Annotated in this window: 11 protein-coding genes; 5 read left to right on the top strand and 6 right to left on the bottom strand. The window is 71.0% G+C overall.

Annotation, left to right across the window (positions count from 1 at the left end):
• The first annotated feature begins 75 nt into the window (after window positions 1–75).
• From Q5530_RS10455 to yhjD, 4 genes are all read left to right on the top strand, one after another.
• Window positions 76–2610 (top strand): bifunctional FO biosynthesis protein CofGH, encoded by a 2535-nt coding sequence (locus tag Q5530_RS10455; protein WP_415361964.1) that lies wholly within the window; start codon window positions 76–78, stop codon window positions 2608–2610.
• A 309-nt stretch (window positions 2611–2919) separates the two neighbouring features.
• On the top strand, window positions 2920–3177 hold the full coding sequence (locus Q5530_RS10460; RefSeq protein WP_415361965.1) for a hypothetical protein: 258 nt from the start codon (window positions 2920–2922) through the stop codon (window positions 3175–3177).
• Between the two features lie 125 nt (window positions 3178–3302).
• Complete coding sequence (trpS, locus tag Q5530_RS10465) at window positions 3303–4349, top strand: tryptophan--tRNA ligase (RefSeq protein ID WP_380634812.1); 1047 nt, start codon at window positions 3303–3305, stop codon at window positions 4347–4349.
• 87 nt (window positions 4350–4436) lie between these two features.
• A complete protein-coding gene (gene yhjD, locus Q5530_RS10470) occupies window positions 4437–5447 on the top strand; it encodes an inner membrane protein YhjD (RefSeq protein ID WP_415361966.1) in 1011 nt (336 codons plus the stop codon).
• A gap of 92 nt (window positions 5448–5539) precedes the next feature.
• Here the strand turns inward: yhjD and Q5530_RS10475 are convergent, their stop codons facing one another.
• A complete protein-coding gene (locus Q5530_RS10475; protein ID WP_415361967.1) occupies window positions 5540–5887 on the bottom strand; it encodes a hypothetical protein in 348 nt (115 codons plus the stop codon).
• A 46-nt stretch (window positions 5888–5933) separates the two neighbouring features.
• Window positions 5934–6158, bottom strand: a complete 225-nt coding sequence (locus tag Q5530_RS10480; protein WP_380634807.1) for an SCO4848 family membrane protein — start codon at window positions 6156–6158, stop codon at window positions 5934–5936.
• Between the two features lie 141 nt (window positions 6159–6299).
• On the opposite strand from Q5530_RS10480, the gene Q5530_RS10485 reads away from it, so the two are divergent.
• On the top strand, window positions 6300–7676 hold the full coding sequence (locus Q5530_RS10485; RefSeq protein WP_415361968.1) for a D-alanyl-D-alanine carboxypeptidase family protein: 1377 nt from the start codon (window positions 6300–6302) through the stop codon (window positions 7674–7676).
• 468 nt (window positions 7677–8144) lie between these two features.
• On the opposite strand, the gene Q5530_RS10490 is transcribed toward Q5530_RS10485, so the two are convergent.
• The 4 genes from Q5530_RS10490 to sdhC are packed head-to-tail and all read right to left on the bottom strand — an operon-like array spanning window position 8145 to window position 11528.
• Entirely contained in the window at window positions 8145–8927 is a 783-nt protein-coding gene (locus Q5530_RS10490; RefSeq protein WP_415361969.1) for a succinate dehydrogenase iron-sulfur subunit, read from the bottom strand.
• Entirely contained in the window at window positions 8927–10666 is a 1740-nt protein-coding gene (sdhA, locus tag Q5530_RS10495) for a succinate dehydrogenase flavoprotein subunit (RefSeq protein WP_415361970.1), read from the bottom strand. The genes Q5530_RS10490 and sdhA overlap by 1 nt, the downstream gene beginning before the upstream one ends.
• A 17-nt stretch (window positions 10667–10683) precedes the next feature.
• On the bottom strand, window positions 10684–11097 hold the full coding sequence (locus tag Q5530_RS10500; RefSeq protein ID WP_380634801.1) for a succinate dehydrogenase hydrophobic membrane anchor subunit: 414 nt from the start codon (window positions 11095–11097) through the stop codon (window positions 10684–10686).
• A gap of 2 nt (window positions 11098–11099) precedes the next feature.
• Entirely contained in the window at window positions 11100–11528 is a 429-nt protein-coding gene (gene sdhC, locus Q5530_RS10505; RefSeq protein ID WP_380634800.1) for a succinate dehydrogenase, cytochrome b556 subunit, read from the bottom strand.
• Window positions 11529–11638: the final 110 nt, after the last annotated feature.

Below are 11638 nucleotides of genomic sequence, written 5' to 3' on the forward strand. Positions count from 1 at the left end.
GTTCACGTGCCGAGCGGTGGTGCCGGAGGTCACTCCGGGGCCGATCGGGAATTCTCGGCACCTAAGGTCGTTGTCGTGGCCGTGGACATCTCGATCACCCCGCCCGAACCGACGCCCAGCCCGGCGGCGATGCGCCGCGCGCTGCGCCGCGCCGCCGACGGGGCGGTCCTCGACGTCACCGAGGCCGCCGTGCTGCTGCACGCCCGCGGCGGGGACCTGGACGCCCTGTTCGACGCCGCGGGCCGGGTGCGCGACGCCCACCTGCTGGCCGAGGGGCGGTCGGGGGTGGTCACCTACAGCCGCAACGCGTTCATCCCGTTGACGCGCCTGTGCCGGGACCGCTGCCACTACTGCACGTTCGCCACCGTCCCGCACCGGCTGCCCGCCGCGTTCCTGGAGCGCGACGAGGTGCTGGACATCGCCCGGCGGGCGGCGGCGCAGGGGTGCAAGGAAGCCCTGTTCACGCTGGGCGACCGGCCCGAGGACCGCTGGCCCCAGGCGCGGGAGTGGCTGGAGGCGCGCGGCTACTCGTCCACCCTCGACTACGTCCGGGCCTGCGCCATCGCGGTGCTGGAGGAGACCGGGCTGCTGCCCCACCTCAACCCCGGCGTGCTGAGCTGGGAGGAGCTCCAGCGGCTGCGACCGGTCGCGGCGAGCATGGGGATGATGCTGGAGACCACCGCCGAGCGGCTGTGGCGGGACAAGGGCGGTCCCCACCACGGCAGCCCCGACAAGGAGCCCGCGGTGCGGCTGCGGGTCCTCACGGACGCGGGCCGGGTCAACGTCCCGTTCACCACCGGCATCCTGATCGGCATCGGCGAGACGATCACCGAGCGCGCCGAGTCGCTGCTGGCCATGCGGGGCGTGGCGCGGCAGTACGGGCACGTGCAGGAGGTGATCATCCAGAACTTCCGGGCCAAGCCGGACACCGCGATGCGCGGGATGCCGGACGCCGACCTGCGCGAGCTGGCCGCCACGATCGCGGTGGCGAGGCTGGTCATGCCGTCGTCGACGAGCGTGCAGGCGCCGCCGAACCTGGTCGGCGGGGAGTTCGGGCTCATGCTGCGCGCGGGTGTCGACGACTGGGGCGGCGTGTCGCCGGTGACGCCCGACCACGTCAACCCGGAGCGACCGTGGCCGCAGGTGGAGGCGCTCGTCGAGCGCACCCGCGAGGCCGGGTTCGAGCTGCGCGAGCGGTTGGCCGTCTACCCGCGCTACGTCACCGCGCCCGCCGGGCAGTGGATCGACACCCGGCTGGCCGGGCACGTCGCCGCGCTCGCCGGGCCAGGGGGGCTGGCCGACGCCGACGCCCCGGTGGTCGGCCGCGAGTGGCAGGAGCCGGACGGCGGGCTCGACACCTACGGGCGGGCCGACCTGAACACCGCGATCGACACCGAGGGGCGGGCGGCGGACCGGCGCGGGGACTTCGACAGCGTCTACGGCGACTGGGCCTCGTTGCGCGTGCCGGGGAGCGGTGACGGGAGCGCGGTGGCGCGGCTGCCCGAGGACGCCAAGCGGGCGCTGTCGATCGCCGCGGACGACCCGGCCCGGCTGCTGGAGGACACCGACGCGGCGCTGGCGCTGCTGACCGCGGAGGGCGAGGTCCTGGAGACCGCGGCCCGGCTCGCCGACGAGCTGCGCGCCTCGGTGGTCGGCGACGACGTCACCTACGTGGTCAACCGCAACATCAACTTCTCCAACGTCTGCTACGTCGGCTGCCGGTTCTGCGCCTTCGCGCAGCGCGAGCGGGACGCCGACGCGTTCCGGCTCTCGGTGGAGGAGGTCGTGCAGCGGGCGCGGGAGGCGTGGGACGCGGGCGCCACCGAGGTGTGCATGCAGGGCGGCATCGACCCGAAGCTGCCCGTCACCTACTACGCCGACGTGGTGCGGGCGATCAAGGCGGCCCTGCCGGGGATGCACGTCCACGCGTTCAGCCCGATGGAGGTCGTCAGCGCGGCGGCCAAGGCGGGCGTGGGCGTGCGGGAGTGGCTGACCGAGCTGCGCGACGCCGGCCTGGACTCCATCCCGGGCACCGCCGCCGAGATCCTGGACGACGACGTGCGCTGGGTGCTGACCAAGGGCAAGCTGCCCGCCGCGACCTGGCTGGACGTGGTCGCCACCGCGCACGAGGTGGGCCTCAGGTCGTCCAGCACGATGATGTACGGGCACGTCGACCACCCCGGGCACTGGCTCGGGCACTTCCGGGTGCTGGCCGGCCTCCAGGACCGGACCGGTGGGCTGACCGAGTTCGTGGGGCTGCCGTTCGTGCACCGCAACGCGCCCATCTACCTGGCGGGGGTGGCGCGGCCCGGCCCCTCCCGGCGGGACAACCGCGCGGTCCACGCGTTCGCCCGGCTCGCGCTGCACGGGCGGGTGGACAACATCCAGTGCTCGTGGGTGAAGCTCGGGGACGAGGAGACCGCGGAGGTGCTGCGGGGCGGGGCGAACGACCTGGGCGGGACGCTGATGGAGGAGACCATCAGCCGCATGGCCGGGTCGGAGCACGGGTCGGCGCGGACGGTGCGGCAGTTGGAGGCGACGGCGGCGTTGGCCGGGCGGCCGGCTCGGCAGCGGACCACCACGTACGGCCGGGTGGAGGGCGTGCGGTAGGCCGGGCGGGGGTGTGCGGTGGACCGGGTGGGGGTGTGCGGTGGACCGGGTGGGGGTGTGCGGTGGACCGGTGTGCGGTTGACCGGGCGAGGGCGCGTATTTGACCAGGTGGAGGGCCCTCGGCGGTGGTCCCGCACCCCCCTGTGGTGCGGCGGGAGATCCGCTGTGGATACCCTGCTTCGGCCGATCCGAACCAACAAGTGTCACAGCTTCGGTAGGTTCTCGGCCGTCCGTCAACAGAGGTTTCACCCCTTGGTGGGTGGCGTGGTGCTGGTGAGGAGCTGGGCAGTGCGCGGTCGCGGTGCGGTCTTGGGGACGGTCCTGGGCGCGGCGTCTTCGCTGGTCGTCGGAGGTGTCGCGGTGGCCGCCGACGGTGCCGTGGCGGCCGGTGACGTGATCACGGCGCCCCCGATCTCCCTGGACGCCCCGGTCGGGATCGTGGCCGTGGGCTTCGGTGTGGTGGGGCTGGTGGCCGGGCTGCTGCGGCGGCGCAAGGCCGCGCTGGTGAGCGCGGCGTCGGTGGTGGTGGTGGAGGAGAGCGAGCCCCGGGCCGCCACCGGGGTCTGAGGCCGATCGGCCGGGGTTGGTGGGCCGGCTGAGCCAGCTGGTCGGGTTGGCCGGGTCGGGCCGGGTCGGCCGGGTTGGGCGGCCCGCCACCGGTGGCGGTTGGTCGGCCTGGGAGGATCGTTCCCGTGGCCCCTGAGATCCCCGCTGACAACGCCGGCGAGACCGCCGCCGCTCCGGTGAGCCGGCCCCGCGTCCTGTCCGGCATCCAGCCGACCGCCGGTTCGTTCCACCTCGGCAACTACCTCGGCGCGCTGCGGCAGTGGGTGGCCCTCCAGGAGACGCACGAGGCGTTCTACGCCGTGGTCGACCTGCACGCGATCACCGTCGAGCAGGACCCCAAGGTGCTCCGGCACAACACGCTGCTGTCCGCCGCGCAGCTGCTGGCGCTGGGCATCGACCCGGACCGCTCGGCGCTGTTCGTGCAGTCCCACGTGCCCGAGCACGCCCAGCTCGGCTGGGTCCTCCAGTGCCTGACCGGGTTCGGCGAGGCCAGCCGCATGACCCAGTTCAAGGACAAGTCCGCGCGGCAGGAGGCGGGGGTCGGCGTCGGCCTGTTCACCTACCCGATCCTCCAGGCCGCGGACATCCTGCTCTACCAGGCGCACCACGTGCCGGTCGGCGAGGACCAGCGGCAGCACCTGGAGCTGACCCGCGACCTGGCGCAGCGGTTCAACAGCCGGTACGGCAAGACGTTCCGGGTGCCCGAGCCCCACATCGTCAAGGCCACCGCCAAGATCTACGACCTCCAGGACCCGACGTCGAAGATGTCGAAGTCCGTGCCGGCGGGCGTGGTGGAGCTGCTGGAGGACCCGAAGCGGTCCGCCAAGAAGATCCGGTCGGCGGTGACCGACACCGGGCGCGACATCGTCTACGACCCCGAGCACAAGGCCGGCGTGAGCAACCTGCTGGTGATCTACTCGGCGTTGACCGGCGAGTCGGTCGAGTCGCTGGTGGCGAGGTACGAGGGCAAGGGCTACGGGGACCTCAAGAAGGACCTCGGCGAGGTGCTGGTGGAGTTCGTGACGCCGGTGCAGGCGCGGGTCGCGGAGTACCTGGCGGACCGGGCCGAGCTGGACAAGGTCCTGGCCCGGGGTGCGGAGCGGGCGCGGTCGGTGGCGTCCAGGACGCTGGCCCGGACCTACGAGCGGATCGGGTTCCTGGCCGGGGCGTGAGCCGTGCCGGTCGACCCGTGACCGTGCCGGTCGATTCGTGATCCTCCCTGAGTGGCGTGGGGTCGTGGCGCGACTTAACTTCTCCGTGTGGCGGACAGCGCTGGGGGCGAGTCGAAGATCGACCGGTTGCGCCGGGAGAAGCCGTGGCTGGACCACGTGTTCCGCGCCGTTCAGCGGTACCAGGAGCAGTACGGGGCGCACTACGCGGCGGCCGTGACCTACTTCAGCGTGCTGTCGCTCGTGCCGATGCTGATGATCGGGTTCGCGGTCGCCGGTTTCGTGCTCGCCTCGCAGCCCGGCCTGTTGGACGAGATGAAGGTGAGCATCGCGGAAGCGGTGCCCGGCGCGCTGGGCGCCACGATCAACGACGTGGTCGAGCAGGCCGTCGCGTCCAAGGGGACCGTGGGTGTGCTGGGCCTGCTGACCGCGGCGTACTCGGGCCTGGGGTGGATGAGCAACCTGCGGGACGCGCTGACGGCCCAGTGGGGCCACGCCAAGGAGGACCGGCCGTTCTTCAAGACGACGCTGAAGGACCTGCTGTCGCTGGTCAGCCTCGGCCTGGCGCTGGTGGTGTCGTTCGGGTTGACGGCGCTGGGCAGCGGGTTCGCGGAGCTGGTGCTGCGCTGGATCGGCCTGGAGGGCGTGGGCTGGGCCCAGGCGCTGCTGAAGGTCGGCACGATCCTGCTGGCGCTGGCGGCGAACTGGCTGGTGTTCCTGTGGGTGCTGGCGAAGCTGCCGCGCAAGCCCGTGGGGTGGCGGAGCGCGCTGAAGGGCGCGCTGGCGGCCGCGGTCGGGTTCGAGGTGCTCAAGCAGGCCGGGACGCTGTACCTGAGCAGCGTCACCGCCTCACCGGCGGGTGCGGCGTTCGGGCCGGTGATCGGCGTGCTGTTCTTCGCGAACCTGGTGGCGCAGTTCCTGCTGTTCATCACGGCCTGGACGGCGACGGCCCGGGAGAACCTGTTGAAGGACCCGCCCGTGCCGCCGCCGCCGGCGGTGATCCGGCCGGTGGTCGAGGTGCGGTCCGGGCCCGGACCCCGCGCCGCTGCCGGGTTGGTGGGCGCGGGGGTGCTGCTGGGGGCCCTGTTCCGCCGGCGGTGACCGGTCGGTGGTCGGCTGGTGCTGGTCTGTTGGTGCTGGTCTGTTGGTGGTGGTCGGCCGGTGCTGGTCGGCTGGTGGTGGTCGGTCGGTGGTCAGGTCCAGAAGACCGCGATGCCGACGTTGAGGACGACCAGGCCGGCCAGGGTCGGGGTGAGCCAGGTGGCGGGCCTCGGCTTGTTCACGTTCACCGCGACCAGGGCCGCGATCAGGACCACCACCACGCCCTTGATGCCGATCTTGACGTGGTCGTAGTCCTGGTCGGTGAGCGGGGCGAGGCCGACCAGGGCGATGCCGGTGAGCAGCTGGAGCGCGCTGCCGTGCAGCCAGCCCTTGTTCAGCGGGGCGTCGGCGCCCGCCCGGCGCTGGACGAAGAACATCGCGATGAGCATGCCCATGCCGAGCAGGTGCAGGAACACCAGCAGTAGGCGCACGAACTCCACGGCGGAGCCTCCAGGGGTGGTGGGTTTCGGTTCGGGGAGTGCCTCATCACCCGCGGCTCGCCCTGAGGCCGCGCAGGCCCAGGACGCCGATGACCGTGCCGAACGTGAGCGACGCGACGACGAGCAGCAGGTGGACGGTGAAGAACCCGGTCGGCCCGTCGTCCCACGAGCGGGGGTCCTTCCAGATGTTGCGCAGGAAGGTCGGCCAGATCACCCAGGACCACACCCCGAAGGCAAGCAGGAAGACGGACGTGCCGCGGGAGAGCTTCACCTGAGCAGTATCCGACGTGGCGGGTGCAGGTCACTCATCCGGGGTGGTTAGCCTGGACGGGTGCGACCCTCCGCGTTCCGACGGTCCGTTGCCCCGGTGTTGGCCGCCTGCACGGCTGCCTGTGCGCTGACGGCCACCGCGGTGCTCGCTGCCGCGCCGGCCCTCGCGTCGGCTGCTGCGCCGGTTTCCGCGCAGGTCGGCGGGCTGGGCACTGTGCTGGACACTGTGCTGCTGGGTGAGCCCGCTCCCGTGTTGCGGGGTGAGCCCGTGCCTGTGCGGGCCGGTGGGCTCCAAGCCCAGCCCAGCTGTGAGAACAAGGTGTCACCGCCTCCCGCGGTGGACACCTCCGAGCAGGTGCCGCCCGGTGAGCAGCCGCCCCGTCCGCTGGAGGTGCCGGAGAACCCGGTCGGCGGCGACCGGCTCGGTGAGTGCGGCCTCGTGCTGCCGCCGAACTCGCCCGTCCTGCCGGACGGCATCTCGGCCAGCAACTGGTTGGTGGCCGACCTCGACAGCGGGGCGGTGCTGGCCGGGCTGGACCCGCACGGGCGGCAGCGGCCCGCCTCGGTGATCAAGGTGCTGCTGGCGACGGTGGCCGCCAAGGAGCTGTCCCCGGACGCGACGGTGGTCGCGACGGCCGAGGACGTCGCGCAGGAGTGCACGTGCGTCGGGCTGCGCGCCGGGGCGTCCTACACGGTGGAGCAGCTGCTCCAGGCGTTGGTGATGGCCTCCGGGAACGACGTGGCCCACGCGCTGGCGCGCAGGTTGGGCGGTATCCCGTCGGCGATCCGGAAGATGAACGCCCTGGCGGCCGAGCTGGGTGCGCTGGACACGCGGGCCGTGACGCCCTCCGGGTTGGACGGGCCGGGCACCTCGACCTCGGCGTACGACGTGGCGCTGATCTTCCGGGAGGCGATGAAGCACCCGGACTTCGTCAAGGCCGTGCGGACGCAGCGGATCGACTTCCCGGCGCCCGGTGGTGCGGGGACCGTGCCGGTCGTCAACGACAACCGGATGCTCACGACGTACCAGGGCGCGCTGGGTGGGAAGTCCGGGTTCACGGACGACGCGCAGCACACGTACGTCGGGGCGGCGGAGCGGAACGGGAAGCGGCTGGTCGTGGTGCTGCTGCGCGGGCAGCAGTCGCCGGTGCGGATGATCGACCAGGCGGCGCGGTTGCTGGACTACGGGTTCGAGCTGCCGCCCTCGGCGTCGGCCGATCCGGTCGGGCGGTTGGTGGAGGGTGCGCCGCAGGCGCGGAAGAAGACCACGGAGCCGCGGCCCACCAGCACGTCCACGGCGGTGGGTCAGGTCGCGAACACGACCGACGACACGCAGAGCTCGGCTATGCAGAAGGCGTTCGGGAATGTGGGTGGGCCCATCACGGCGGTGGCCGGGGTGGGGTTGTTGTTGGCTTTGGCGATGTACTTGCGTAGTCGGCGGGCCAAGGCGGCGCGTGCTCGTCGTGCTGCGGCTGCGGATGCGGCTGCTGCGGGGGTTGGGAGTGGTCAGCCTTCCTGATCGGGGTGTTCACGGGCTGTCGCTCGCCGCTGGGCAGGCCTCCGGGGGAGGGGCTCGGCTCGTGGTCTCCCGTATGGCCTGCCTGAGGCAACCACCCTTGTCCAGGGGGTGTCGCGAAGGGCGTGCGACACCCCCTGGACAAGCGCGGTAGGGCTGCGCCCAGGCCATACGGGAGACCACGAGCACCCCACAGTGTTCAACTGCGCGCCCCGGTCCCGTCGCGCAACCGGTCTCGTCGGCGTCTTGTGGACGCTCGCGCGAGTCGAACACTCGGGACCGTCGTGTCGAACACTCAGGACGGGTGAGTTCTACGTTCAGGTTGCGCGAGTCGTACGTTCAGACCTCGCGTGTCGTACGTTCAGGTCGGGCGTGTCGTACGTTCGGGACCGGTGAGTTCAGCGTTCAGGACGGTGGATGCGTCAAGGCCCTCCGGGCGGGGCTCGGAGGGCCTTGTGCGGTGTGCGGGGGTTAGACGCGCTTGAAGAGCAGGGCGCGCTTGACCTCTTGGATCGCCTTCGTCACCTGGATGCCCCGGGGGCACGCGTCGGTGCAGTTGAAGGTGGTGCGGCAGCGCCAGACGCCGTCCACGTCGTTCAGGATGTCGAGGCGTTCTTCCGAGCCCTCGTCGCGGCTGTCGAAGATGAAGCGGTGCGCGTTGACGATAGCGGCGGGGCCGAAGTAGCTGCCCTCGGTCCAGTACACCGGGCACGAGGTGGTGCAGGCGGCGCACAGGATGCACTTCGTGGTGTCGTCGAAGCGTTCCCGGTCGGCGATGGACTGCACGCGTTCGCGGGTGGGCTCGTTGCCGTAAGTGATGAGGTACGGCTTGACCGCCCGGTACGCCTCGAAGAACGGCTCCATGTCCACCAGGAGGTCCTTGTGGACGGGGAGGCCCTTGATCGGTTCGACGGTGATGGTGGTCTGCTTGCCGCCCCCGGCCAGGAGGTCCTTGAGCAGGACCTTGCACGCCAGGCGGTTGACGCCGTTGATGCGCATGGCGTCCGAGCCGCAGATGCCGTGCGCGCACGAGCGGCGGAACGTCAGGGTGCCGTCCAGGTACCACTTGACGTAGTGGAGGAGGTTCAGGACCCGGTCCGAGGGGAGTGCCGGGATCTCGAAGTCGTCCCAGCGGGGCTCGTCGTCGAACTCCGGGTTGAAGCGCCGGACCCTGAGGGTGACGGTGATCGCGCCGTCCGGTACCGGGGGCTGGTTGCCGCGGGAGCCGGTCGGTGCTTCAGCGGTAGCGGTCATCAGTACTTGCGCTCCATCGGCTGGTACCGGGTGAACGTCACGGGCTTGTAGTCCAGGCGGATGTCTTCATCCTGCTTGTAGTACATGCTGTGGCGCATGAAGTTCGTGTCGTCGCGGTTGGGGTAGTCCTCGCGGGCGTGGCCGCCGCGCGATTCCTTCCTCGCCAGGGCCCCGACGACCAGGACCTCCGCCAGTTCGAGGAGGAAGCCCAGCTCGACCGCTTCGAGGAGGTCGGTGTTGAACCGCTTGCCCTTGTCCTGGACGGTGATCCGGCCGTAGCGCTCCCTGAGGGCCTGCACGTCGTGCAGGGCCTGCTTGAGGGTGTCCTCGGTGCGGTAGACCGACGCGTTGGCGTCCATGGTGGCCTGGAGCTCGGTGCGGATGTCCGCGACCCGCTCGTGGCCGTGCTCGGACAGGATCAGCGCGAGCTGCTCCTCGACGACGGTGGCGGGGGTCTCCGGCAGGTCGAGGTGCTCGTGGTTGTTGGCGTACTCGGCGGCGGCGATGCCCGCCCGGCGGCCGAAGACGTTGATGTCGAGCAGGCTGTTGGTGCCCAGGCGGTTGGCGCCGTGGACGGAGACGCAGGCGCACTCGCCGGCGGCGTAGAGGCCCGGGACGATGTTGTCGTTGTCCCGCAGCACCTCGCCGTGCACGTTGGTGGGGATGCCGCCCATCGCGTAGTGCGCGGTGGGGTAGACCGGCACCGGCTCCTCCACCGGGTCGACCGCGAGGTAGGTGCGGGCGAACTCGGTGATGTCCGGGAGCTTCGACTCCAGGACCTCGGCGCCCAGGTGCGTGCAGTCGAGCAGGACGTAGTCCTTGTTCGGGCCGGCGCCCCGTCCTTCGAGGACCTCCAGCGCCATGGAGCGGGCCACGATGTCGCGTGGCGCCAGGTCCTTGATGGTGGGGGCGTAGCGCTCCATGAACCGCTCGCCGGAGCCGTTGCGGAGGATCGCGCCCTCGCCCCGGGCGCCCTCGGTGAGGAGGATGCCGAGGCCGGCCAGGCCGGTCGGGTGGAACTGGTAGAACTCCATGTCCTCCAGCGGCAGGCCCTTGCGGAAGACGATGCCCATGCCGTCGCCGGTGAGGGTGTGCGCGTTGGACGTGGTCTTGAAGACCTTGCCGAAGCCGCCGGTGGCGAAGACCACCGACTTGGCCTGGAAGACGTGGATCTCGCCGGTGGCGAGCTCGTACGCGACCGCGCCCGTGCAGACCGGGCCGTTGTCGGTCTCGGTCAGGCAGATGTCGAGGACGTAGAACTCGTTGAAGAACTCGATCCCGTGCTTGACGCAGTTCTGGTACAGCGTCTGGAGGATCATGTGACCGGTGCGGTCGGCCGCGTAGCACGCCCGGCGCACGGCGGCTTCACCGTGGTTGCGGGTGTGGCCGCCGAACCGGCGCTGGTCGATCTTGCCCTCGGGCGTGCGGTTGAACGGCAGGCCCATCTTCTCCAGGTCGAGGACCGCGTCGATGGCCTCCTTCGCCATGATCTCGGCGGCGTCCTGGTCGACCAGGTAGTCGCCGCCCTTGATCGTGTCGAAGGTGTGCCACTCCCAGTTGTCCTCCTCCACGTTCGCCAGCGCGGCGCACATGCCGCCCTGCGCGGCGCCCGTGTGGGACCGGGTGGGGTAGAGCTTGGTGAGGACCGCCGTGCGGGCGCGCTGACCCGCCTCGATCGCCGCGCGCATACCGGCGCCGCCGGCGCCGATGATGACGACGTCGTACTTGTGGTACTGCATGTGCTCTCCGCGGCGGGTCAGTCGGTGATGTTCGGGTCGAAGGTGAAGATCACGTACGTGCCCAGGCTGATGACCAGCACCATCGACACGTACAGCAGCACCTTGAGCCAGAACCGGGTCGCGTCCTTGCGGGCGTAGTCGTTGATCACGGTGCGCAGGCCGTTGCCGCCGTGGATCTGGGCCAGCCACAGCATCGCCAGGTCCCAGAGCTGCCAGAACGGGGACGCCCAGCGCCCCGCGACGAAGCCGAAGTTGATGCGGTGCACACCGCCGTCGAGGATGTTCATGATGAACAGGTGGCCGAGCACGAGGACCACCAGCGCCACGCCCGAGATGCGCATGAACAGCCAGCTGTAGAGCTCGAAGTTGTTGCGGCGGGCGGCCGGGCGGCGCGGGGAGCGCGGCTTGTCGAGGGCCAGGGACTCGCTCATGATCAGTGACCCCCACCGAACAGGTCGGACACCGTGCGGACCATCATGTAGTAGGTGCCGGGGATCATCACCAGCACCCAGACGCCGAGCACCGCCCACAGCATCTGCTTCTGGTAGCGCGCGCCCTTCTCCCAGAAGTCGACCAGCATCACCCGGATGCCGTTGAGCGCGTGGTAGAGCACCGCGCCGACCAGGCCGACCTCGAACAGGTTGACGACCGGGTTCTTGTAGGTCTCGATGACCTTGTCGTAGGCGTCCGGGGAGACCCGGACCAGGGCGGTGTCCAGGACGTGCGCGAACAGGAAGAAGAACGTCAGCACACCGGTGATGCGGTGGGCGACCCAGGACCACATGCCCAGGTCACCGCGGTAGAGCGTGCCGCCCCCTTTGGAGCTGCCGCCCGCCCGCTCGGGTGCGGTGGTGCCGGCCATGCGCAACGGCCTCCAGCGTCAGTGGTGGACTGGTCTGTACTAGGACCTCGACCCGGATGCTAGTCCCGCGCGCGCCACCCGACCCAACGGCCCGACCCGTCTGTGAGCGA

The sequence above is a fragment of the Saccharothrix sp. BKS2 genome (assembly GCF_047689505.1).
Lineage (GTDB): Bacteria > Actinomycetota > Actinomycetes > Mycobacteriales > Pseudonocardiaceae > Actinosynnema > Actinosynnema lopnurensis.

Coding starts and splice junctions, on each gene's coding strand:
- sdhC (WP_380634800.1), bottom strand. CDS start 11,528: ATGGCCGGCACCACCGCACCCGAGCGGGCGGGCGGCAGCTCCAAAGGG.
- Q5530_RS10500 (WP_380634801.1), bottom strand. CDS start 11,097: ATGAGCGAGTCCCTGGCCCTCGACAAGCCGCGCTCCCCGCGCCGCCCG.
- Q5530_RS10490 (WP_415361969.1), bottom strand. CDS start 8,927: ATGACCGCTACCGCTGAAGCACCGACCGGCTCCCGCGGCAACCAGCCC.
- sdhA (WP_415361970.1), bottom strand. CDS start 10,666: ATGCAGTACCACAAGTACGACGTCGTCATCATCGGCGCCGGCGGCGCC.